Origin of the sequence: Hydrogenovibrio sp. (genome assembly GCF_049975065.1) — a bacterium.
Lineage (GTDB): Bacteria > Pseudomonadota > Gammaproteobacteria > Thiomicrospirales > Thiomicrospiraceae > Hydrogenovibrio.
This window is the reverse complement of the sequence record NZ_JBNGDN010000030.1, coordinates 1-21,735: the sequence shown is the minus strand read 5'-3', so window position 1 is coordinate 21,735 and position 21,735 is coordinate 1. Positions and strand designations below refer to the sequence as shown.

22 protein-coding genes are annotated in these 21,735 nt (G+C 50.7%); 14 read left to right on the top strand and 8 right to left on the bottom strand.

From position 1 onward, the window contains the following. Positions 1 to 94: 94 nt before the first annotated feature. A complete protein-coding gene (trxA, locus tag ACP5D0_RS05360; RefSeq protein WP_472364601.1) occupies positions 95 to 466 on the bottom strand; it encodes a thioredoxin in 372 nt (123 codons plus the stop codon). 81 nt (positions 467 to 547) lie between these two features. Beyond that, positions 548 to 1,939, bottom strand: coding sequence for a class II fumarate hydratase (locus ACP5D0_RS05355; RefSeq protein ID WP_472364599.1), 1,392 nt, complete (start codon positions 1,937 to 1,939; stop codon positions 548 to 550). A 221-nt stretch (positions 1,940 to 2,160) separates the two neighbouring features. Here ACP5D0_RS05355 and ACP5D0_RS05350 point away from each other — a divergent pair, with 221 nt between their 5' ends. Together ACP5D0_RS05350 and ACP5D0_RS05345 are read left to right on the top strand one after the other, a co-directional pair. Beyond that, positions 2,161 to 4,056, top strand: a complete 1,896-nt coding sequence (locus ACP5D0_RS05350) for a hybrid sensor histidine kinase/response regulator (RefSeq protein WP_472364597.1) — start codon at positions 2,161 to 2,163, stop codon at positions 4,054 to 4,056. Between the two features lie 97 nt (positions 4,057 to 4,153). Then, positions 4,154 to 4,852: a response regulator gene (locus ACP5D0_RS05345; RefSeq protein ID WP_472364595.1), complete on the top strand. Its 699-nt coding sequence runs from the start codon at positions 4,154 to 4,156 to the stop codon at positions 4,850 to 4,852. 91 nt (positions 4,853 to 4,943) lie between these two features. Here the strand turns inward: ACP5D0_RS05345 and ACP5D0_RS05340 are convergent, their stop codons facing one another. After that, positions 4,944 to 5,324, bottom strand: a complete 381-nt coding sequence (locus ACP5D0_RS05340; RefSeq protein ID WP_472364593.1) for a DUF6858 family protein — start codon at positions 5,322 to 5,324, stop codon at positions 4,944 to 4,946. A 168-nt stretch (positions 5,325 to 5,492) separates the two neighbouring features. Then, positions 5,493 to 6,617, bottom strand: a complete 1,125-nt coding sequence (locus ACP5D0_RS05335; protein ID WP_472364591.1) for an NAD(P)/FAD-dependent oxidoreductase — start codon at positions 6,615 to 6,617, stop codon at positions 5,493 to 5,495. Positions 6,618 to 7,007: 390 nt separating this feature from the next. Here ACP5D0_RS05335 and ACP5D0_RS05330 point away from each other — a divergent pair, with 390 nt between their 5' ends. From ACP5D0_RS05330 to ACP5D0_RS05310, 5 genes are all read left to right on the top strand, one after another. Then, the gene (locus ACP5D0_RS05330; protein WP_472364590.1) at positions 7,008 to 7,313 is read left to right on the top strand and encodes a hypothetical protein; all 306 of its coding nucleotides are present in this window, start codon (positions 7,008 to 7,010) and stop codon (positions 7,311 to 7,313) included. Positions 7,314 to 7,474: 161 nt separating this feature from the next. Next, positions 7,475 to 7,780 carry a hypothetical protein gene (locus ACP5D0_RS05325; protein ID WP_472364588.1) on the top strand — a complete coding sequence of 102 codons (306 nt, stop codon included), beginning with the start codon at positions 7,475 to 7,477 and terminating at the stop codon, positions 7,778 to 7,780. Between the two features lie 22 nt (positions 7,781 to 7,802). Next, positions 7,803 to 8,180 carry a hypothetical protein gene (locus ACP5D0_RS05320; protein ID WP_472364586.1) on the top strand — a complete coding sequence of 126 codons (378 nt, stop codon included), beginning with the start codon at positions 7,803 to 7,805 and terminating at the stop codon, positions 8,178 to 8,180. A 103-nt stretch (positions 8,181 to 8,283) separates the two neighbouring features. After that, on the top strand, positions 8,284 to 9,465 hold the full coding sequence (locus ACP5D0_RS05315) for a GGDEF domain-containing protein (RefSeq protein ID WP_472364584.1): 1,182 nt from the start codon (positions 8,284 to 8,286) through the stop codon (positions 9,463 to 9,465). Between the two features lie 55 nt (positions 9,466 to 9,520). Further along, the gene (locus tag ACP5D0_RS05310) at positions 9,521 to 10,015 is read left to right on the top strand and encodes an FKBP-type peptidyl-prolyl cis-trans isomerase (protein ID WP_472364582.1); all 495 of its coding nucleotides are present in this window, start codon (positions 9,521 to 9,523) and stop codon (positions 10,013 to 10,015) included. Here the strand turns inward: ACP5D0_RS05310 and ACP5D0_RS05305 are convergent. Then, positions 10,012 to 10,305 (bottom strand): PP0621 family protein, encoded by a 294-nt coding sequence (locus tag ACP5D0_RS05305; RefSeq protein ID WP_472364581.1) that lies wholly within the window; start codon positions 10,303 to 10,305, stop codon positions 10,012 to 10,014. The two genes, ACP5D0_RS05310 and ACP5D0_RS05305, sit on opposite strands and share 4 nt — an antisense overlap. A 219-nt stretch (positions 10,306 to 10,524) precedes the next feature. Here ACP5D0_RS05305 and sucC point away from each other — a divergent pair, with 219 nt between their 5' ends. Genes sucC through ACP5D0_RS05290 form a run of 3 tightly spaced genes read left to right on the top strand, consistent with a single transcriptional unit; the run spans position 10,525 to position 14,239 of the window. Further along, positions 10,525 to 11,709, top strand: a complete 1,185-nt coding sequence (gene sucC, locus ACP5D0_RS05300; protein WP_472364579.1) for an ADP-forming succinate--CoA ligase subunit beta — start codon at positions 10,525 to 10,527, stop codon at positions 11,707 to 11,709. Continuing rightward, positions 11,706 to 12,587, top strand: a complete 882-nt coding sequence (sucD, locus tag ACP5D0_RS05295) for a succinate--CoA ligase subunit alpha (protein ID WP_472364577.1) — start codon at positions 11,706 to 11,708, stop codon at positions 12,585 to 12,587. Before sucC ends, sucD begins: the two co-directional genes overlap by 4 nt. 20 nt (positions 12,588 to 12,607) lie before the next feature. After that, positions 12,608 to 14,239 (top strand): NAD+ synthase, encoded by a 1,632-nt coding sequence (locus tag ACP5D0_RS05290; RefSeq protein ID WP_472364575.1) that lies wholly within the window; start codon positions 12,608 to 12,610, stop codon positions 14,237 to 14,239. A gap of 114 nt (positions 14,240 to 14,353) precedes the next feature. On the opposite strand, the gene ACP5D0_RS05285 is transcribed toward ACP5D0_RS05290, so the two are convergent. Then, positions 14,354 to 15,115, bottom strand: a complete 762-nt coding sequence (locus ACP5D0_RS05285; protein WP_472364573.1) for an outer membrane protein assembly factor BamD — start codon at positions 15,113 to 15,115, stop codon at positions 14,354 to 14,356. 126 nt (positions 15,116 to 15,241) lie between these two features. On the opposite strand from ACP5D0_RS05285, the gene rluD reads away from it, so the two are divergent. After that, a complete protein-coding gene (gene rluD / locus ACP5D0_RS05280) occupies positions 15,242 to 16,291 on the top strand; it encodes a 23S rRNA pseudouridine(1911/1915/1917) synthase RluD (RefSeq protein WP_472364571.1) in 1,050 nt (349 codons plus the stop codon). Next, the gene (pgeF, locus tag ACP5D0_RS05275; RefSeq protein WP_472364569.1) at positions 16,269 to 17,048 is read left to right on the top strand and encodes a peptidoglycan editing factor PgeF; all 780 of its coding nucleotides are present in this window, start codon (positions 16,269 to 16,271) and stop codon (positions 17,046 to 17,048) included. The genes rluD and pgeF overlap by 23 nt, the downstream gene beginning before the upstream one ends. A 54-nt stretch (positions 17,049 to 17,102) precedes the next feature. Here pgeF and ACP5D0_RS05270 read toward each other — a convergent pair whose 3' ends face one another. Next, entirely contained in the window at positions 17,103 to 19,091 is a 1,989-nt protein-coding gene (locus tag ACP5D0_RS05270; RefSeq protein ID WP_472364568.1) for a cation:proton antiporter, read from the bottom strand. 6 nt (positions 19,092 to 19,097) lie between these two features. After that, entirely contained in the window at positions 19,098 to 19,946 is an 849-nt protein-coding gene (nadC, locus tag ACP5D0_RS05265) for a carboxylating nicotinate-nucleotide diphosphorylase (protein WP_472364567.1), read from the bottom strand. Between the two features lie 146 nt (positions 19,947 to 20,092). Here nadC and ampD point away from each other — a divergent pair, with 146 nt between their 5' ends. Together ampD and fldA are read left to right on the top strand one after the other, a co-directional pair. Continuing rightward, the gene (ampD, locus tag ACP5D0_RS05260; RefSeq protein WP_472364566.1) at positions 20,093 to 20,680 is read left to right on the top strand and encodes a 1,6-anhydro-N-acetylmuramyl-L-alanine amidase AmpD; all 588 of its coding nucleotides are present in this window, start codon (positions 20,093 to 20,095) and stop codon (positions 20,678 to 20,680) included. 448 nt (positions 20,681 to 21,128) lie between these two features. Then, positions 21,129 to 21,644 carry a flavodoxin FldA gene (fldA, locus tag ACP5D0_RS05255; protein WP_472364565.1) on the top strand — a complete coding sequence of 172 codons (516 nt, stop codon included), beginning with the start codon at positions 21,129 to 21,131 and terminating at the stop codon, positions 21,642 to 21,644. Positions 21,645 to 21,735: the final 91 nt, after the last annotated feature.

The following is a 21,735-nucleotide window of genomic DNA, read 5'->3' as shown; positions in this document are numbered from 1 at the left end:
TGTGGAATCAAGGAGCAAGCAAGGTCAGTGCAAATTTGTGAAATATTCGGGTTAATTGCTGGAGCACTAATTTAGCATAATGTTTTTGCGTTCGTCAGGCATTTTCGGTTTGGGCTTTGGCTAGATCTTCATGCACCTTGGCCATATCCAGATCGCGCAGTTGCTGAATGCCTTGTTCCAAATTATCTTCTGGAATAAGCCCCGGGTTTGAAAAAACCACGATTTTCTCGCGCATAAAGACGAGGGTGGGGATGGAGCGCACCTGAAACAGGCCGGCCAAATCTTGTTGTTCTTCGACATTCACCTTTGCGAAAACGATGTCAGGGTGTTTTTCGGAGACGGCTTCAAAAATGGGGGTGAATTGTTTGCAGGGCGCACACCATTCTGCCCAGAAGTCTAGAATGACAATGTCGTTATTTTCGATGGTGGGTTCAAATTCTTCAATGGTTAAGTTGATGGCAGTCATGGCGTCTCCTTTAGAATGAATGACTGAGTGAGAAGGCCGGATGGAACCAGTGCAATCACCCGAGCGGGTTTTAGCATGGGTCTAGTCCGGTGTGGGGTTGCCGCCTTGAGTGAGCAGTGCGGGATTGAGGTACTGGCGTAATGTGGCTTCGTCAAGATCGGTCATTTCTCTGGCCACCTCGAAAACCGGCTGCCCGGTTTCGTAAGCTTTTTTGGCGATGGCGGCACCGGTTTCGTAACCCACAATGCGATTCAGTGCCGTGACCAGAATGGGGTTGACCTCCAAAGCGTTTTGAATGTTTTCAGGGTTGATGATAAAACCAGCAATGGCTTTTTCGGCGAGAACGCGACTGGCGTTAGCGGCAATGTCAATGCTTTCCAACAAATTACGAGCCACCATCGGTAACATGACATTCAGTTGAAAGTTGCCGGATTGACCGCCCACCGTAATGGCAGTATGGTTGCCCATGATTTGTGCGGCCACCATGCACACCGCTTCGGGAATAACAGGGTTAACCTTGCCCGGCATAATCGAACTGCCCGGTTGCAGGGCGGGCAGTTGAATTTCGCCCAGGCCTGCCAGCGGTCCAGAATTCATCCAGCGTAAATCGTTGGCAATTTTCATTAAGCTTGCGGCCAGTACATTCAGCTGACCGCTGAGCTCCACCGCCGTATCTTGCGAGCTGAGACCGAGAAACAGATTTTCCATCGGCTCAAAGTGCATCGCTGTAATGGTGGACAGATTGGCGCATACCAAAGTGCTGAACTGCGGGTCGGCATTGATGCCGGTTCCCACGGCCGTGCCCCCTTGTGGCAAGCGTTGTACGCGAGCCAGTGTTTGTTTCAGGCGTTCAATGTTATCCAGAATCTGGTGGCGCCAGGCGGAGATTTCCTGATCCAGGCGTATGGGGGTAGCGTCCATTAAATGGGTTCGTCCGGTTTTCACAACGCCGTTGAACTCGGCCTCCTTATTTTCCAACACCACAACCAAATCCGCCAGGCCTGGCAGTAACTGTTCTTCAACGGCCATGGCGGCTGCCACGTGAAGGCAGGTGGGGATGACATCGTTGGAACTCTGGCTCATATTCACATCGTCATTCGGGTGCACCTTGACCCCGGTAAGCTGCTGCGCCAAATGGGCGATGACCTCGTTCATGTTCATATTGGTACTGGTGCCGGAACCGGTTTGAAAAACGTCAACCGGGAAGTGTTCCAGGTGCTGGCCTTGAATAATCTGGTGAGCGGCGGCTTGAATCGCACCAGCGGTCTCTTCGGACATCAGGCCCAACTCCAGATTCGCTTCCGAACACGCAAATTTAACGTAAGCTAAAGCACGAATGAAACTGGAGGGAAGTGGATGGCCGCTGATCGGAAAGTTATCGAGGGCTCTTTGTGTCTGAGCGCCATAAAGAGCGGATTCTGGCACTTTTAAAGTGCCCATGCTGTCTTTTTCAATGCGGTAATTGTCTGTCATATTGATTTTTAAGGTGTTTTAGGCCAGTTGACTAGAGTGCGCTGAATTGGCATTCCGTTAAATTTGTTGCTATTCTAACCCATAAGTAATCGAATTTATAGAAAGTGACTTGCATGGATTTGGATAAACAATATCTGGGTGATCTTTTGTTCAATAAAACCCTTTGGTGGTGTCTGTGTCAGTTGGAAACTGATAAGCGCACAGAGGGAAAGAGTGAAAGCGTGTCTGACGCCCCCGTCGTTTTTCGAATTTCCCCAGCCCTTCAGGCGATGGTGGGCGCGTCTATGGATGATTATGATGATTTTTTGTCCTGCCTGATGCCGGAGAGCGCTCACCTGTTAGAATCCAAGTGGCAGGCGTTTCTTGAACGTCCCGATGGCGATGAGCGTTTTCTAGCTGGTTTTAAGGTGGGGGAAAAGGTCAGTTGGTTAATTAACAAGTTGCATTTGGCTGAGTGCGATGGCGTTCCGGTACTTTATTCCACCTGTGTGGAAGTGTCTGAAATGTATGAGCTGGAAGAGCAGTTGATCGAATCCCACAGTCGTCTCATGGTGGCACAGTTGCGTGCCCAAGAAGAGGCGGCCAAAAAAGAAGCGGCTTTGTTGCAGCAACAGTTTGACGAACAGACTCAGTTTCTAGCCATGCTCAGCCATGAACTGCGTTCGCCACTGATGGGGATGAATAGCTTGATTTCGGTGGTCAAGAAAAAGCAATGGGCGCAACAGGATACCTCAGACGAATTAAAAACCATGCGTTTGACCATTGAACACTTGAATTTCCTGATTAATGATATTTTGACGTTTGCCCAAGCGGAGTTTGGGCCGCTTGAACTCAATCCGACTGTGTTTGAACTCGACCAGCTTGGAGAGTACGTGCGCCATTTAACACGGTCCATTGCTTCCGAAAAAGGGCTGTTTGTGGCATTTGCCATCAGCAGCCAGAATAATTGCTTTTACGGTGACTTGGTGCGGGTCTCGCAAATTCTCGTGAATTTGATCGTCAATGCCATCAAGTTTACCGAAATCGGCGGGGTCTTTGTCGAGGTTCAGGAGCAAGACAGCGCCTTGAAAATTCAAGTGACCGATTCCGGTGCCGGTATGAATGAAGAAGACTTGCACACCATTTTCAAACCCTTCAAGCAATTGGGATCGGATGTGGGTCAAAGACACTTGGGCTCTGGGTTGGGGTTGTCGATTGTCAAGACCTTGATTGATCTAATGGGGGGCACGATTCACGTGGAATCCACAAAAGGAATCGGCAGTTCATTTTGCGTTGAGCTGCCGATGGAGGCGAAAAGCTGTCCGGTTGACATGACGGATCGATTGCCGGCACCGATGGAAACGAACCGTTTCAATCCGACCCGCTTCAATCCGACCCTAGGTGACCACTTTCAGTGTCATTTCGACGTGCTGATTGCGGATGACTCCAAGATCAATCAGATGGTGTTAGAAACGTTTTTGGAGCAATTGGGGTGCCGAGTTGAGCGTGCCAATGATGGTAACCAAGCCTGGCAAAAATTCCAGCAAAAGCCCTATCAGTTTGTCTTTTTGGATATTCAGATGCCCGGCCTGACCGGTGCCGAAGTTTGTCAAAAAATACGCGACTTGCCCCAGGAGGCGAAGCCCGCTTTAAAAGGCGTGTTTGCCTTAACGGCGGCGCATACAGTGTATGAAATTGAGCAAATGGGGATTGAAATAGACCAATCCATTTTTGATGAGTGGGTTGAAAAGCCGATCTCCGAGGATAAGATTATCCATCTTCTGCATTGTAAAGAGTGTGGGGATCCTAATTGGCGTCTACTAGAGGCAACAGGCACGCAGTCGCATCAATTCATACCGGAGCACCTAGTGCACTTATGGCCGCAGTTTGAGGCGAGTGTTCGAGCAGACATTAAGGCTTTGCGAGCGTATCAAACGAGCGCCTCTGGGCAGGACGCATTGGATTTGTCAGAGGTGCGCAAACTGCTGCATCGCATGAAGGGGAATTTTATGTTATTTAATTTGACCGACTGGGTCGAGTCAATTCGCGAAATGGAAAATGTAACAGCGGATGGGCTGCCGTCATTGCTGCAAACTCGTTTGAATCAGATGGAACATTTCTTGAAAGAAGCACCCTAATTTTTCAATGAAATTTTTTTTAAACCGTCTATAATGACTCGAAATAAATAATATTTACTACGAAGTTTTACATTAACTTTGAAAAAAAGGATTTCGCATGGCAAAAGCAAAACCCACCGTTCTGTTGGCGGAAGATCATGACTTGGTTCGTGTTGGATTCAAGTCTATTTTAGATTCGGATGGAACCGTTAAGGTCATCGCGGAAGCGCAAGACGGTGAAACCACCTTGGCGTTGATTGATGAAAAGAACCCCGATATTTTGATGATCGATTTATCCATGCCGAAATTGAGCGGCATGGCCGTTATTGCCCATCTTAAAAAGCAGAAATACGACACCAAAATTATTGTGTTGACGGCGGCAGAAGCGCCCAATGTCTGGAAAGAAGCCTTGGATATGGGTGTGCATGGCATTGCGTTGAAATCGGTTTCCAAAGAGGAGTTGATTGACGGGATCAAGCGTGTGTTGTCCGATGAGGTCTTCGTGCATTCCGACATCCAACCGGATTTGACCGCTTACCAGAATGAACAGGCGGAATTGGCCAGTCAGCAAGAAGACGTTTCGGACAAACCTAAGCGTTCCAAAAAACTGTCCGTACGCGAAAAACAGGTAATAAAACTGGTCGCCGAAGGCTATAAGACCAAGGATATCGCCGAACTGCTGGGCATCAGTGACCGTACCGTCTCCAAGCACCGCGAGAATATCATGACGAAACTGGGTATGGCGGCTTCGGCTGAGCTGGTCAACTATGCCAGTCACATTGGGTTATTGAAAGTGAGTTTGGACGAAATTCACTAAAGGGTTTTGGTTGAAATTACGTGTAAAAAAGGGACTTTTAGGTCCCTTTTTTATTGGCAGCGATTTGAAAGTCTGTTCAGTCGGGTCGAGGCTAAATCGCTTCAACCCATTCGGTTATCCACTGCTGAGCCTGCGGATTAGGCACTTCCATAAAGCTCACAACAAAGCGATCTCCCATGTCGGTCACCCCAATTGAGCGGGGGCGAACCGCCATGGCTTCCGGCACGGGCAGTTTCATGCCGAAGCAGAAAATAACGTGCTTGGCTTCTAAAATGTCCGGTGCCACTTCGCCATCAATGCTGCGAGTATGAGCAACATGGTCGAAGCGGGCAATCAAAGCGGCTTTCGGATTGTCACGGATGCAATCCTCCAAATAGGTCAAAATGGCGTCCACATCCTTGTGTTGTGTGTCGGTTTTTGCGATGGTTTTTGAAAAAACCGGGTATTTATCGTGGAAAAGAGATTGTTCCATTTTGCACTTCCTTTAGTGGTTAAACAGTGGTTAAACAGTGGTTAAAAAATGAGCTGGTGCATGAACTTTCAGCAAGCTGTGTGTGGCTGAAGCCGGCTGAAAGTCTTCCGTGTGTTGGGAGGTTAAGCAACCACTGATCTCATCAACGGTGCCTTAACCAGCGTTTTCTTAACGATACTGGCGCAGATACCAGCCTTCGAAAAAGCGTTTTGCAAGATGCATTAAGCGGCAGGGCGGCAGCATCAGAGTGCCTTTTTCGGTTCGTTTGATCAGCACCCCATGCGAGAGGGTGTCGATAATGCAGACAAGTTCATGCTTAAAGGTCTCAAAATCGGTCTGACCCTGTAACTCTTTGATTAGGTTATGGCTGGCCGCGATGGCTTGTAAGTCCGCCATGTGAGCCTGCTTCGCTTGCCAGTCGGGTCCGGGATAGCTACCGGAGTCGCCGGCGACATAGGTTTTTTCCATGCCTTCGACTTGGCAGAATTCATTGGCTTTGATCAAACCGCCTTCGGATTTGGCAATATCGGAATTTTGTGACCATGCAGGCCCGGTCATGCCTGGCATAAACAGGATTAAGTCGGCCTCAAACTCGCTGCCTTCGGTCATGACTTTGTTGGCTTCAAAGCCAAGCATTTTGTGTCCCAGTTCCATTTTGATGTCTTTTTTGCGCATCATTTTCATGACGGCATCCGGCACTTTGTCGCCAAGGCGCTTGCCCGGTTTTGGGGCGGGATTAAAGAAGACAATGTTAAATTTGTCGCGACGTTTTTGTTTGCGCAATAGCGTGTCGATGCCGAAAAGAAATTCAAACATCGGGCCGCCGCGCATGGCGGACGGTTCTTTGGGGTTGCCGCCAAAACCAATGGCGATGGTGCCGCCCGTCATTTTGTCCAAGCGTTCTTTAATTTTTTCTGCAGCGGGAATGCCTTCACATGGGGTGATGGCGTGTTCAATGCCAGGCAGTTTTTTGATAAAGCGACCGCCGGAGGCAATGATTAAGCCATCGTTCTCGAAGTCGCCCTGGTCGGTGTGAACCGTGCGACCTTGATTGGAAACATCGCTCACTGTGGCTTCAATGTATTCAACGGTTTGGCGATTGAAAAAGTTGGTCAGATCAACTCGCAAGTCGTCCGAACGTCGTAGGTTGGCAGGAATCCAGATCAAGCTGGGCAGATAAATCATTTCTTTCGAGGGTGCGATAACGGTGATTTTGGCATTGGGTGACTGTTTTCGGGTTTGTTTGATCGCAGTCAGTGCGGCAAATCCTGTGCCGAGAATGGTGATGTTCATCTTGATCTTCCTTTATGGATGGCTTGGTTTTGATTTGTTGAACGCTATGATATAGATAAAATCTATCCAAGAAAAATTAAAATTTATTGCAAACGCTTATAAGTAATGATTATTCAAACGGAAATACTATGATTTTTCAAGCTTTTTGACGGTTCGCATGGTGTTTTATTCGCTGGGCAGTTGAATTCTTTTACTCTTTATGGAGGTTGAATCAAGGCTACAATGCCTTGAATCCAAATGTTAACGATATTCGGTGACGCTCTGAGGAGCTGGATTCAAAATCGCAGTTTTCAACCGAAGCTGGCTTTTAACGGTGTGAAGAGCGGCGTTATGGGCGAGCGCGGTTGAGGTGTTCATCTATGGAAAATTCTTATTTCAAGGTATGTAATCATGAAAAAATTGTTGGGTGTGATGTCGTTGGCTTCGGTGTTGGCGTTTTCGGCTTCGTCGGTGCAGGCCGATTTTGTAGATAATGTTCAGAAAACGGCTTCTGAAACATGGGATGGCGTTAAGAAAGACGCGGCTAAGGCTTGGGATGGCACCAAGGAAAATGCCGATAAGGTGGCTGACGATGGCAAGGAGGCCTATAAGGATGCGAAAGACACCTCGTTAGATCAAATTGAAAAAGATGCGAAAAAACAAGGACTCAAGCCGGCTAAGTCATCGGATCCCTTGAATCAAAACCCGGGGAACTGATCCCGTAAGAGAGATGTGCCATGAGGCTTTGCGTGACGCCTTGATGGCTGTATTGATCTGACCATTTAAGCCGACAAATGTCGGCTTTCTTTTTTTGCGGTGACTGAAAAGGTGTAAAATATTGTTTTTGTTTGCAGCCCTTATTTTAAGGAGATGTTTTAATGTTCACTCGTTTCAGCCTGCTGGCGGTTTTGCCGATGGTGATGCTACTGTCGGCGTGTGAAAAAGTATCGAACTCGGCCAAGAATATCCAGTCCGATTGGATTGGGCTGGATCGTAAAATCGAAATTTACAGTTGCTATACCGGCAAGGTGCTCAAAGCTTATCAGGGCAGTGTGCGCTTGAATCCGGACGACAATATTGCCGGCGCGACCTCTTTCTTAGTGGATGGAAAAAAGCTGCACACGAATATGTGTTACGTTGTCTCTGAGATCGGTTTAAAGGAAGAAGCGGTCGAGCCGCATTAAAGAATTGCTAAAGATGAATCCCATGATGTTAATTAGAACCTTACAAACCTTACAGCGGCTCAGCCCCCGTGTTTTACGTTTATTGCCAGGCCTGGCCGTTTTGGTGATGAGTGGTTGCAGCAGTGTTGAATCGAAACCACTGGCGGAAGATACCTATCAAATTGTGCGTTTTTACAGTGAGCCGCCGCATGATCTGGACAGCATCAGTATTGAAAATAAAGCGTCCGAATTGTGTCCCTTGGGGTATCTGGTTTTGTCGAAGAACGCCAATAAGGCTGGTGAGTTCGGATATAACGGGTTCAGTTGTGCGGCCAACCAGAATTGTGATTACGTGCTGGAATGGCGCGTTCGCTGTGAGGATCGTGCCATGCCGGAATTTTCAATTTTCGGGAAAACCTAATGTATTGCTTACAAGGATAAAGCTGTTTTTCGGTATGTTTGGTTTCGAAACGCGGTGCTTTGGTCGCGTAATTTCTTACAGTTAAACGGATAGCAAAGTGGCAATGGCCAAGCATTTTGTGTGGTTGTCTGGGTTAACGGCGCTGGCCATCTGGTCGATGCCGGGCATGGCGACTAGGGCGGAAGGGCTTAGATCGCTGCTGCTGTTTTTGCCTTTTATTTTGCCAGGCCTGGGCATTTTTATCAGCGTTTACCTCAATCGCTTGCAGCCGATCATGATTTTCGCTTCACTTCTGTTGTTAAATGTGGGGATGACGTTTTTTGCCCCGCAGGTCGATGGCGCTTTCACCTCAACCGAGCTGTTTTCGGTGTTGACGGTGTTGTGGCCTTTAACACTCTTGCTGTGGCTGCTGTTTCCGGAAAAAGGGTTGCAATCCCAGTATTACGTTCTGTTGCAATTAAGCCTTCTGGTGGGAATCGTCTATGCGGTTTATTGGCTGATCAATGCGTGGCCCTTGCCGTATTGGCGTTTTTTGCTGGCGCCCAGCGGTTATTCGGTGATTCATCTTCCTTGGGGCGCCATGGTGATAACATTAGCGGTGTTTTTTACCCTCTTGTTTCGTTATGCGTTTTTAAATCCGATAAAAGTTTTGGATTTGGCGGCGGTGTTTGTTTTGATGGTAGTGGCCTACGGCTTAAACGGTTCAGAGCAAACCGGTGTTTTGGCTTGGATGATCGCCATGGCCGCGGGGATGGTGCTTCTGTCTATGGTGTTTGATGCCCATCAGATGGCTTACATAGACCCTTTGACCGGTTTGGAAGGGCGACGGGCTTTGTTGGAATCCTTTGTGGGTCTGGGACGAAAATACACGATTGCCATGGTGGATATCGATCACTTTAAAAAAGTCAATGATGTTTACGGTCACGATGTCGGGGATCGTGTCTTGCAAATGGTGGCGCAGGCGCTGGCGCTTCTGAGCACCGCACAAGTGTATCGTTATGGCGGTGAGGCGTTTGCTGTGGTGTTCAAAGGTCAAACGCCGACGCAGGCGTATCCTTTTTTGGATGAGGTGCGGCAATCCATCGCCACGCAAGTGCTCTCAGTGCCGTTGAAGGGAAAAAAGGTGGCTGTCAGCGTGACCATCAGTGGCGGAATGGCCACACGAACGGCTGGCTGCAAGCCACCACTGGCCGTGATGAAGTGTGCCGATCAGGCTTTGTATCAGGCCAAATCGGCAGGACGAAACCGCCTCCGAGTCGCGGCCGAATCGGCCGCTTCGGGTTAATTTGATGTGGATAAGAGGCGCAATGATGGCGTCCGTGAAGAGGAAGTCTATGGGTTTGGAAGACAAAAATGGGATGGATCAATCGAACGAAGTCGTGACGGTGCAAGAAGACAGTCATGTCGAAATTTCGTTTAAGCTGACATTGCTTGACGGCACCTTGGTGGATCAAACCGAAGCGGACGAAGTGTTTGCCTTTCAGATCGGTGACGGTCAGCTGTTGAACCGCTTGGATGAATTGTTGATCGGCTTGGAAGTGGGCACCACCGGCAAGTTTACGCTGATGCCGGAACAAGCCTTTGGGTTGCCGGATCCGGCCAATTTTCAAACCTTGTCGCGCAGCCATTTTCCAGAAACAATGACGCTGGAAGAGGGCTATGTTATTGGTTTCAACACCCCCACTGGGGAAGAAGTGCCGGCGGTGATTCATCGGATGGAGGGTGATGAGATTGTCGTGGATTTCAATCACCCGCTCAGCGGTCAGGTTGTGGTGTTTGAAGCAACGATTCAAACGATTTTTCCTGCCAAGCGGGATTCGTCTTCCGGCGTTTAAGGCATGACATTCGGCTCTTTATCAGCTAAGCGGTGTTTTTGGCTGCAATAATAATGGCGTTCTTGGTTGGTGTCTTCCTCGCAAATCGCTTCCTGTTCGGGAAGGTGTAGGCCACAGGTCGCGCAGGCCACCATTTTTTCCGGTGATTCGTCCGTTGCGTGCTTGTGGTCGGCGGGGGCATTTTCATCCTGCTCAAACAAACGTGAACGCGCCTGTTTTAAACGCTGAAGCCCCAAGTACACCACCAAGAAGACAACCATAATAAAAATAAAAAAAAGTAACGCTCTCATAAGGGGTGACTCACATCCGAATTAAAGTAACCTGTCATTTTAACCTAAAGACGGTTTAAAGTTGCTCTGACCTGATGGTTCTGACCTGACTTTATCCGAACCCGAAGGTCACGATTGGGGTTAATGCAATTTGGGGCTAAAAAACATAAAATAGTGTCAACTTAATTTACTGCCGAACAGCGTAACGACGCAAGGCGGCAAATCCGTAAAAGGCCATTCATGAACTTACACGAATATCAAGCAAAATCACTGTTTCAACAATATGGTATCCCAGCGCCCGTCGGCGTGATGATTGACGATCTCAACCAGTTGCCGCACGCCTTGGCGCAAGTGGATTCCGACGGCTGGGTTGTTAAAGCCCAGATTCATGCCGGGGCACGCGGTAAAGCCGGTGGTGTCAAGCTGGTGAAAACGGCCGAAGAGGCGCAAGCGGCGGCGCAGGCGTTATTGGGGACGTCCTTGGCAACGATTCAAACGGCCGGAAAAGCCTTGCCCGTGAACGCGCTATTGATTGAGCAGACATTAGACATTCAGCAGGAATTCTATTTGAGTCTGCTGGTGGATCGCGTCAAGCATTGTCATACGTTTGTGATTTCCGAAGCCGGCGGCATGGACATCGAATTGGTGGCCGAAGCGTCGCCGGAAAAAATTCTGACGGTGAATGTGGATGGCGCAGTGGGGTTGATGCCTTATCAGTGTCGTGAAATTGGATTCGCTTTGGGATTAACCGGCCATGCCTTCAAGCAGCTCATGACGATGATGCAGGGCTTTTACCGCATGGCGCTGGACAAAGATGTGTCTTTACTGGAAATCAATCCGCTGGTTTTGACCAAGGATAACCAATTGGTGGCACTGGACGGCAAGTTGAATATTGATGCCAACGCCCTCTACCGCCAGCCAGGCCTGGTGGAAATGCGCGATGCGACTCAGGAAGACCCGCGGGAAGCGAAAGCAGCGGATCATCAACTCAATTACATTGCACTGGACGGCAATATTGGCTGTATGGTCAATGGCGCAGGCCTGGCGATGGCGACGATGGATCTGATCAAACTCAATGGCGGTGAGCCAGCCAATTTTCTGGACGTGGGCGGGGGTGCGACACCCGAGCGAGTGGCCGAAGCGTTTAAGTTGATTTTGTCCTCTTCCGACGTCAAGTCGATTCTGGTGAATATTTTTGGCGGTATTGTGCGTTGCGATTTAATCGCGGACGGCATTATTCAAGCGGTGCAGGAAGTCGGATTGCAAATTCCGGTGGTGGTGCGTTTGGAAGGCACCAATGTCATGCTCGGAAAAGAAAAACTGGCCAACAGCGGTTTGAGTATTATAACGGCGGACGGTTTGGCGGATGCCGCGCACAAAGCGGTAGAGGCCGCGAAGAATGCAGTGATGGAGGGGCAGGCATGAGTATTTTAATTCAGGCAGAAACCAAGGTGATTTGTCAGGGATTTACCGGCAAACAGGGCAGCTTCCACTCCGAACAGGCGATGGCGTATGGCACCCGCATGGTCGGCGGTGTTACGCCGGGTAAGGGCGGCAGCGAACATCTGGGATTGCCGGTATTCAATACCGTTAAAGACGCCGTGAAGCAAACCGGCGCGGAAGCCTCGATGATTTATGTGCCGCCGGCCTTTGCGGCGGATTCGATTATTGAAGCCATTGAGGCCGGTATTGGCGTGATTACCTGCATTACCGAAGGGATTCCGGTCAACGATATGTTGAAGGTGCGCGCCGTGTTGGATAAATCCGATGCGTATCTGATTGGGCCGAATTGCCCAGGTCTGATTACCCCGGGCGATGATCAAAAAGGGTGTAAGATTGGTATCATGCCAGGACACATTCATTTGCCCGGCAAAGTCGGCATTGTTTCGCGCTCCGGCACTTTAACCTATGAAGCGGTGCATCAAACCACGCAGAACGGTTTAGGGCAATCCACTTGCGTCGGCATTGGTGGCGACCCGATTCACGGCATGAGCTTTATTGACTGCCTGCAACTGTTTGAGCAGGATCCGCAAACCGAAGGCATTATATTGGTGGGTGAAATCGGCGGTCAGGCCGAAGAGGATGCGGCGCGTTACATTCAACAAAATGTGACCAAGCCAGTGGTGGCTTACATTGCTGGGGTCACGGCACCCGCCGGTAAGCGCATGGGGCATGCCGGTGCGATTGTCAGCGGCGGCAAAGGCACAGCCGAAGCCAAGTTTGCCGCTTTGAAAGCGGCCGGGGTGACGGTGGTGCCGTCTCCGGCGGATTTGGGCGATGCCATGTTGAAACTGATCGGATAAGAGCCAACGGAATTTAAATTATGTCAGAACACATCACGGTCGTCATGGCGCAAATCAACCCGGTGGTCGGCGATATTTTCGGCAATGTCGATTTAATCATCGACTCGGCCAGACGGGCGAAAACCGAGCTTCATGCCGACATCGTCGTTTTTCCTGAAATGACGATCACCGGATATCCGCCGGAAGATATTTTGTTTCGAGAAGCCTTGTATCGTCAGGTGAATCAGGCGCTGCAAAGATTGTGCGAAGCCGTTCAGGAAGTGGTGCTGGTGGTCGGTTATCCGATGATGGACGAACTGGGTGAACGCTTTAATATGGCCGCTTGGATTGAAAACGGCCAAATTCAAGCCAGCTACATTAAGCAAAACCTGCCCAACTACAGTGTGTTTGATGAAAAGCGTTATTTTTCATCGGCACAGCACTCCTGTGTGGTTGAGTACCAAGGGGTGCGTTTCGGTCTGTTGATTTGTGAAGACATCTGGAAGCCGTCACCGGCGGTGCAGTCGGTGCAGGATGGGGCGGACGTGTTGATCAGCTTAAATGCCTCGCCTTTTTCACAGGAAAAACACCGGGATCGCGTTGAGGTGGTTCAACGGCGGGTTAACGAGGTGAGGCGTCCGGTTATTTACGTTAACCAGGTGGGCGGTCAGGATGAGTTGGTATTTGACGGCGGGTCGTTTGCCACCTGCGCCGAAGGCGAGGTTCAGGTGCAGGCAGGGGAGTTTACATCCGAGTTGATGCCGGTTCAGGTTATAAAACAGGCCGATTCGGTGGTGATCTTGCCCGGTGAAAAGCGAGCTTTATATCAAGACGAAGCACGCATTTTTCATGCGCTGGTCATCGGTGTGCGGGATTACGTTCAGAAAAATGGTTTCGACGGCGTGGTTCTGGGATTGTCCGGTGGGATTGATTCCGCTCTAACGCTGGCCGTGGCCGTAGAGGCGCTGGGGGCGGATAAGGTGGAAGCGGTGATGATGCCGTTTCGTTACACCGCCGACATCAGCATCGAGGACGCTGCAAAGCAGGCCACGGCTCTGGGGGTAAAATACCAGTCCATTCCGATTGAATCGGTGTATGCCGCCTGTGAGTCGGCTCTGGCTGAGCGTTTTCAGGGGTATGAACAGGACGTTACCGAGGAAAATATTCAGGCGCGTATTCGGGGCCTCCTGCTGATGTCGATTTCCAATAAAACGCATAAACTGGTTTTAGCGACCAGCAATAAATCGGAAGTCGCCGTGGGTTATTCCACTTTGTATGGCGATATGGTTGGCGGCTTTTCACCCTTGAAAGACGTGCCAAAAACCTGGGTGTATCGTTTGGCCGCCTTTTGTAACCGCGATGCGGAAGTGATTCCGGAAAGAGTGATTTCCCGTGCACCATCGGCTGAATTACGACCGGAACAGCGAGATCAGGATTCGTTGCCGGATTACGAGGTGCTGGACACGATTATTGAAGCCTTTGTGGCAGATGATCAGACGCCGGCGCAAATCGTCTCGGCTTATGGCTACGATGCGGATGAAGTCAATCGTGTGGTGAAAATGATTGTGCGCAATGAATATAAGCGACGACAGGCCGCTCCGGGGGTGAAAATATCGCCTCGTGCGTTTGGGCGCGACCGCCGTTATCCGATGACCAGCCGTTACAGTGAGTAATGGGTCTCAGCCTTGTTTGAGGTAAACCGCCAGGCCTGGCGGTTTTTGCGTTCTGAGGATTACGTCTAAGGATTGTTTAGGCCGGGGCGGCGGGTTCGATGGCCATCGTCGGGGTCAGTCGACGCTGGCGTCTTCCGCTTCCGCCGCACGACGTGCCAGATTCAAGTCCAGAACCGCTTGGGTGTCTTCGGCGTTTTGCGTCATGCCCATTTCCTGGTAAGCGTCACGCATCAGCTGCAAGGCAAAAATATTGACTTGGCTGCGCGGATAGTTGTCCACTATGAACTTGGCGCGATTGGCGGAGGCCAGATAGGCTTTGCGTTTGAAGTAATATTCCGCCACCAGAAATTCATGGCGTGCCAGACGGTTGCGCAGGATGATGATGCGCTCTTTGGCATTGGCGGCGTATTTTGATTTCGGGAAGCGTTCCAATAAATCCATATAAGCGTTGTAGGCTTCCTGGGTGGACGCCATGTCACGGCTGGCCGGATCCAGAAGCCAGCTGTCAAACCAGCTTTTGTTAATCGAATCGGCAGAAAGTGCCCGCAGATAATAGGCGTAGGGCAGCGCACTGTGTTTGGGGTACAGGCGAATGAACTCGTCCAGCTCGCGCTGTGCGGACTCGGGTTCATCGTAGCGATAATAGGCATAGGCGAGATCAAGGTACGATTGCTCGGCGTATTTTCCGTAAGGGTAGTAGGCCTTCAGCTTTTCGTAGTATTCAATGGCCGGCCCCCACTGTTCACTGTTGAAGGAATCCTTGGCGTGTTCGTAAAAGTCTTGCACTGTCCAGTCGGATTCGTCCTTTTCCCAAATGGAACAGCCTTGCAGAGAAAGGAATGATAAAAGTAACAGCGATAACAGCGAATGCTTCATATTCTTGATAAAATGGCGTTGCGTAAAAAGCAAATCATACCATATGTCCTGATGGACATATTAATAATTGGCTGAAGAATGGCCACGAAAAATGTGTCGGGACAACCGACATCCAAAGGAGAATGTTTGGAAAGTCAATTGTTGCACGCTCAGATCCCGCAGGATAAATTGGGATGGCGGTTGGACGCGGTACTGGCAGAAATATTTTCCGACTTTTCGCGCAATCGTCTGCAGGATTGGGTGAAAGCCGGACAGGTCACGCTGGATGGTCAGCTTGTAACCAAGCCGAATAGTAAGGTGCTTGGTGGCGAACAAGTGGCATTGCAAGCCGTGATTGAAGACGAAATTGAATACATAGCCCAAGCGATTCCGCTGGAGGTCGTGTATGAAGACGCAGCCATTCTGGTCTTGAATAAACCGGCGGGTCTGGTGGTGCACCCCGGCGCGGGTAACCCAGACGGTACTTTGCTGAATGCGTTGTTGTTCCATTACCCCGAGCTGAGAAGTGTGCCGCGTGCGGGTATCGTGCACCGCTTGGATAAAGAAACCACCGGCTTAATGGTCGTGGCGAAAACCGTGCCCGCGCAGACGCATTTGGTGGAACAATTGCAGCGCCACGCGGTGGAGCGTGTTTACGATGCCATTGTTGTGGGGCGAGTGATTTCCGGCGGAAAGGTCGATCAGCCGATTGGACGTCACCCAACGGATCGTAAGCGCATGTCGGTGATTCGCACGGGCGGTGGCAAACCGGCAGTATCGCATTATCGCGTGCTGGAACGTTTTCGGGAGCACACCCATGTGCGGGTGCAGCTGGAAACGGGGCGGACTCACCAGATCCGCGTCCATATGGCGTATCTTGGATTTCCGCTCATTGGAGATCCGGTCTATGGTGGACGCCTGCGCATTCCGCAGCAGATGATGCCGGAATTTGCCGATTATCTGCGTGGTTTCAAACGCCAAGCGCTGCATGCTGGGCAACTGAGCCTGACGCATCCAGTCACTGCGAAGGTGATGAAGTGGAAAGTGCCGATGCCGGACGATATGCTGGCGTTGATCGATATTTTGCGGGACGATTTGGATGACTTTCAGGCCGCGCGTTTTGCGGATTACGATGATGACGATGATAATGGTGTGGAAGTGGAATGGGTGACGGATGCCGACGTACCGTCTGATTGAAACGGCCGGCTTGACGTTTATCGAACCGATTTGGCCGGTTCCGAGTCGTATTCAGGCGCGGGTGACGACGCGCCTTGGCGGTGTCAGTGCGCCGCCGTTTCAAACGCTGAACCTGGCCACGCATGTCGGTGATTCCGTTGAGGCGGTGAACGCCAATCGCGATCGCTTGGCGCAGGTTTTGCAGTGGTCGCGCCTTCCCCGATGGTTGTCGCAGCAGCACACGACCACCACACTGGCGTGGCAAGGTGACGATTACGACACGCCGCCGGTGGCGGATGCCATTTGGACGGATCTTCCAGAAGCGGTGTGCCCTGTGATGACCGCGGATTGCCTGCCGATACTGATTAGCGACCGGCAGGGGCGCTTTGTCAGTGCGGTTCATGCCGGTTGGCGGGGATTGTTAAATGGCATCTTGGCGGAAAATCTGGCGCATCTGCCGTCTCCGGCGCATCAGCTGGTCGCCTGGATCGGTCCGGCCATCAGTGCGGCGTATTTTGAAGTGGGCACTGAGGTTTACGATGGCTTTTGTGCGGTGTCTTCTGAAAACGAGCCGTATTTCGCGCCAAGTCTGCGTGACGGCAAGTGGTGGGCCGATTTACCAGGCCTGGCGGAAGCGGCCTTGCGCCGTCTGAGCGTGTGCGAAGTTGTGCAAAGCGGCTTGTGCAGTTATGCCCGAGAAGACTGGTTTTACTCCTATCGGCGAGACGGTCAAACCGGGCGCATGGCTTCGCTGATTTGGCTGTCGGAGATCGAATAATAGGCTTGGTTTTCTTCCATTAGGTTGGCGCGCCTTTCGCCGTCAAGGCGTTCGTCAATACATTTTACCGGTATTCAGATAGTGTTCAAACTTGTCTAAATCTTCCGGCAGGCCTTGCACAATAATCGTATCGTCAACGCGCAGCCGCGTTTTCAAATCTGGATTATCGCCCCGCACCGAGCCACGCCGGACCGACTTAATATACACATTCAATGCTTCAAACGGCAAGGCTTCCAAACGTTTGCCCACCGCAAAAGCCGATTCGTTAATCGGCATGGGTTGAATAATCTGACCCATTTGCGATTGATCAATCGGTGCATATTCGGACTCCCCCGGATAGAGGCCGTTTAACAAACTGTAACGTCCGCGTCGCGCGGCACGTGTCTGTCGTAACACCTGGCTTGGCGGTTGCCCAATCATTAACAACAAGTGGGACGCCAGCATAATGCTGGACTCGAAGGTGTCCGGAATGACTTCGGTGGCACCGGCTTCGGTCAGTTCGTTAATGTGGTGATCGTCGATGGTGCGCACCAATATCGGCAGATCGGGCGCGATGTCTTTGAGTGTTTTCAGCGATTTAATGGCGGCATGGTAGTCGTGGAAGGTGATGATCGCCACCTTGGCTTTGTGAATGTTGGTGGCCTGCAGAATGCTGTATTTGGCCGAGTCGCCAAAGTACACCGGTTCGCCGCTCTGTTGCGCCTCCTGCACCCGTTTGATGTCCATGTCGAGTGCCACAAATGGCACATGCGCCTGTTCGAGGAATTTGGCGGTGATCTGGCCGACCCGTCCAAAGCCCAATAGCACTACATGGTCGGACAGGAACTTCGAGTCTTCCTTGATCACGTTTTCCATTTCGCTGAAATCGTTTTGATAGCTTTTGCGGCAGAAGCGGTTGGCCAGACGCCCGTTGTATTTAATCAGGAAGGGGGTGGCCATCATGCTGAAGACGGCGGCGGTCAATAGAGTTTGCCCCAGCTCCCCGGGCAATAAATTGTAGGTCAGTGCCAGCGTGATCAGTACCAGTCCGAATTCACCGACCTGAGACAGTGAAATAGCGGTGCGCAGCCCAACGCCGTCGGGCTTTTTGAACAGGTGCATTAAGCCAAAAATCACCAGGCCTTTCAGCAGCATAATCCCCAACGTAACGGCCATAATGATCCAGAAATGCGTTTGAATCACTTCCAGCGAAATCATCATCCCGACGGTGATGAAAAACAGCCCCAGTAAAATGTCTTGGAAGGGGCGAATGTCGGCTTCGATTTGATGGCGGTATTCGGTTTCCCCCAGCATCATTCCCGCCAGAAAGGCGCCCAGCGTCATGGAAATTTCCATTTCTTCGGTGAAAGCGGCGGCACTGAGAACAACCGTCAGCACCGTCAGGGTGAACAGTTCCTGAGATTTAGCGGAGGCGACTTCTTTAAACAAAGGTCGCAGTACGTAACGCCCGACCAGTAGCATTACCACCACCACAATGGCCCCTTTTAAAAACGCCATGCCCAGTTCATGCGGCAGCGACAACCCAGCTGCGGCACCCAGTGCCGGAATCAAGATCAACAGCGGAATGGCCATAATGTCCTGAAAAATCAAAATGCCGACCGTGGCGCGACCGTGGCGCGTTTGAATTTCCGACTGTTCCGTTAATTGCTTGATGACAATGGCGGTGGACGACAGTGCAAACGCACCGGCAATGACCAGGCTGGTTTCAATGTCCAGCCCGAGCAGGTAGGACACTCCGAAAACCACCAGGCCTGTGACAAAGACTTGTAACCCGCCCAATCCAAACACCACACGGCGCATCGACACCATTTGCGTCAGTGAGAATTCCAGACCAATGGAAAACAGTAAAAAGACAATGCCGAATTCGGCTAAAAAGTGGATATTTTCTTCGCTTTCAATCAGCGCGAAGCCAAAAGGGCCGACAATGACCCCGACTAAAATGTAGTTAAGGATGGCGGGCAGATGAATGCGTCGAGAAATCGAGACGAGCCCGACGGTGATAATCAGTAAAAAGACAATATTAAAGAGAATATGGTCAAACATAAAAAGTCAGTCCGTTTCTAAATGAAAGCGCATGGAGTAATCAATGGCCTGAAGGTGTTTGGTAATGGCTCCGGTGGAAATGAAGTCCACGCCGGTGTCGGCCAGTTCGACGAGATGCGCCAGTTCGACATTGCCGGAAACTTCCAGTTTGGCCTTTCGATTAACCATTTTAACCGCTGTTCGGATGTTTGAAAGGGTGAAATTGTCCAGCATGATAATATCGGCACCGGCTTGGAGTGCTTGTTCGACTTCCGTTAGGGTTTCGGTTTCCACTTCCAGGGTTTTGCCGGGATGTTTCTGGCGCGCCATTTTGACGGCTTGAAGCAGACCGCCGGCGGCCATCAGATGATTTTCTTTTAATAGAATGGCATCGTAAAGCCCGACCCGGTGATTGGTGCCGCCGCCGCAATGCACAGCGTATTTTTGTGCCAATCGCAGTCCGGGTAGGGTTTTGCGGGTGTCCAGCAGGTGTGTGCCGAAGCCTTTGAGTGCCTCTACATAGTGTTGGGTGACGGTGGCGGTGCCGGATAAGGTTTGCAAAAAATTCAGCGCACTGCGCTCCGCGCTGAGTATCGCGGTGGCAGGGCCGGTGATTTCACAAACTCGGGAGCCAGAGGGCAGGGCATCGCCTTCGTGACAATGCCAAGTCACGTGGATTGCCGAATCCACTTGGCGCATCACCTCGTCAAACCAGGGGCGGCCACACACCACCGCATCTTGTTTCAGAAGGACCCAGGCCTGGGCATTGGCTGTTTCTGGGAGGAAATCGGCACTGAGGTCGCCTGTGCCGATGTCTTCCGCTAAGGCTTGCTGAACGTTGGTGTGAAGGTCGGCGAAGTAGTCAATATCAGGCATGGTCGGGTCTTTGTTTTTGTTATGAGTAAGAAGCGTTCTATTGATGCTGGCATCACGATTGTTGCGGTGCCTTAAAATGGTCGCTGTGCTTTGTATGCGTTTCAGGCATTTCGATGTTGGGCGATTCGGATTATACTATCTGAACTATGAAAATCCCATTAACGCTTGACCCACATCGCCATGTTTTTAACGAAGCGCGCTACCTTCCCAGCCCCAATGCCGATGAACGGCCGGATGAGCGGGATCTGCAACTCATTGTCATTCACGGTATCAGTCTGCCGCCGGGTCGCTTTGGCGGATCCGGCGTGGAACAGCTTTTTACCAATACACTCGACCCAACAGAAGACGATTATTACCGTCAGATTCAAGGGTTGAAAGTGTCGTCTCATCTGTTTATCAATCGAAGGGGCGAGCTGATGCAGTTTGTCCCCTTTAATAAACGCGCTTGGCATGCCGGGGTGTCACACTTTAAAGATCGTTCGGCGTGCAACGACTTTTCCATCGGTATCGAACTGGAAGGCACCGACAAGACTCCATATACGGCGGCGCAGTATGAAACGCTGTCGCAGGTTCTGTTGAGTCTGGTGGCGGCCTACCCGACCCTGTCACTTGAGCGGGTGCGCGGTCACAGTGACATTGCGCCTGGGCGAAAAAGCGACCCGGGGGAATATTTTATGTGGTCGTTTCTCGACGGAGTTAAGGCTCATAAAGCCGTGATGGACGCGAAAACTTAGAAAATCCGCTCAGGCGGCTAGGCAATCCAGCCTTTTTTTTCTGAGCCAGAGGGTTTTTGCGGGCGTTTGGGTTGAAATTTCAAACAGGGTTGTCCTGAAGATTCGAAGACCACCACGCTGGGCAGTTGCCTGGTCTTGAAGTCGAACGCCTTACAGCCGCGCGGATGACTGGCATCCCAGGTGATGTAAAAATGCACACATTGAAAGCAATCGATATTGGGCTTGTCGGAATCAGTTTTTTTCATTGTTTCGGATAAGTTTTTTTTGAAATTTGCTGTGATCTGTTTATGCTATCATGTCCGATGAAATATGACAAAGCACATCATCTAGAGACTTGGAGTATGAGCGTTGGGGGTGTTCGCGCGACAGTCATTTTTCGAACACGAATTTCAATCACGAATTTTTAGAGCTTTTTTAGAACTTTTTTAAACTTTTAAAGGGTTAACCTATGAGTCAAATCGGCCTTTTCTATGGAACGGATACCGGAAACACCGAACGTGTTGCGGATATGATTAAAGACAAAATCGGTGCAGACCGTGTGGATGTGCATGATGTGGCGTCGGCCAGTCCGGAAGATTTTGCCAAGTACGATAAAATCATTCTTGGCCAGCCCACTTGGTACTATGGCGAGCTGCAAAGCAGCTGGGATGACTTTTGGGAAGACTTTAAATCCATCGACTTCACCGATAAAACCGTGGCCTGCTTCGGCTTGGGCGATCAGGCGGATTATGCGGAATATTTTCTGGATGCGATGGGGATGATGCATGATGTGGCGCTGGAAAACGGTGCCGCGCCAGCCGGTTATTGGTCCACCGAAGGCTATGAATTCGATGAGTCCAAAGCGGTGACCGATGACGGTGAGTTTTTTGTCGGCTTGGCCATTGATGAAGACCAACAACCCGAAATGACCGCCGAGCGTGTCGATCAATGGGTTGATCAGATTAAGGATGAGATGGGACTGTGACAGCGAAATCGGCTAAGCGGTTTCATTTCTCCAGGCGAACAAACGCCCCTGCACACAACCGTGTTTATCACGACGGTGCGTGAACAATGTT

What these genes read in the sequence shown, in the direction of transcription:
- pgeF (WP_472364569.1), top strand. Translation starts at nt 16,269, where the DNA reads ATGCCGACGTACCGTCTGATTGAAACGGCCGGCTTGACGTTTATCGAA.
- ACP5D0_RS05290 (WP_472364575.1), top strand. Translation starts at nt 12,608, where the DNA reads ATGTCAGAACACATCACGGTCGTCATGGCGCAAATCAACCCGGTGGTC.
- ACP5D0_RS05270 (WP_472364568.1), bottom strand. Translation starts at nt 19,091, where the DNA reads ATGTTTGACCATATTCTCTTTAATATTGTCTTTTTACTGATTATCACC.
- ampD (WP_472364566.1), top strand. Translation starts at nt 20,093, where the DNA reads ATGAAAATCCCATTAACGCTTGACCCACATCGCCATGTTTTTAACGAA.
- ACP5D0_RS05315 (WP_472364584.1), top strand. Translation starts at nt 8,284, where the DNA reads ATGGCCAAGCATTTTGTGTGGTTGTCTGGGTTAACGGCGCTGGCCATC.
- trxA (WP_472364601.1), bottom strand. Translation starts at nt 466, where the DNA reads ATGACTGCCATCAACTTAACCATTGAAGAATTTGAACCCACCATCGAA.
- ACP5D0_RS05335 (WP_472364591.1), bottom strand. Translation starts at nt 6,617, where the DNA reads ATGAACATCACCATTCTCGGCACAGGATTTGCCGCACTGACTGCGATC.
- ACP5D0_RS05305 (WP_472364581.1), bottom strand. Translation starts at nt 10,305, where the DNA reads ATGAGAGCGTTACTTTTTTTTATTTTTATTATGGTTGTCTTCTTGGTG.
- ACP5D0_RS05285 (WP_472364573.1), bottom strand. Translation starts at nt 15,115, where the DNA reads ATGAAGCATTCGCTGTTATCGCTGTTACTTTTATCATTCCTTTCTCTG.
- ACP5D0_RS05340 (WP_472364593.1), bottom strand. Translation starts at nt 5,324, where the DNA reads ATGGAACAATCTCTTTTCCACGATAAATACCCGGTTTTTTCAAAAACC.
- sucD (WP_472364577.1), top strand. Translation starts at nt 11,706, where the DNA reads ATGAGTATTTTAATTCAGGCAGAAACCAAGGTGATTTGTCAGGGATTT.
- sucC (WP_472364579.1), top strand. Translation starts at nt 10,525, where the DNA reads ATGAACTTACACGAATATCAAGCAAAATCACTGTTTCAACAATATGGT.
- ACP5D0_RS05355 (WP_472364599.1), bottom strand. Translation starts at nt 1,939, where the DNA reads ATGACAGACAATTACCGCATTGAAAAAGACAGCATGGGCACTTTAAAA.
- nadC (WP_472364567.1), bottom strand. Translation starts at nt 19,946, where the DNA reads ATGCCTGATATTGACTACTTCGCCGACCTTCACACCAACGTTCAGCAA.
- fldA (WP_472364565.1), top strand. Translation starts at nt 21,129, where the DNA reads ATGAGTCAAATCGGCCTTTTCTATGGAACGGATACCGGAAACACCGAA.
- ACP5D0_RS05330 (WP_472364590.1), top strand. Translation starts at nt 7,008, where the DNA reads ATGAAAAAATTGTTGGGTGTGATGTCGTTGGCTTCGGTGTTGGCGTTT.
- ACP5D0_RS05345 (WP_472364595.1), top strand. Translation starts at nt 4,154, where the DNA reads ATGGCAAAAGCAAAACCCACCGTTCTGTTGGCGGAAGATCATGACTTG.
- ACP5D0_RS05325 (WP_472364588.1), top strand. Translation starts at nt 7,475, where the DNA reads ATGTTCACTCGTTTCAGCCTGCTGGCGGTTTTGCCGATGGTGATGCTA.
- ACP5D0_RS05320 (WP_472364586.1), top strand. Translation starts at nt 7,803, where the DNA reads ATGATGTTAATTAGAACCTTACAAACCTTACAGCGGCTCAGCCCCCGT.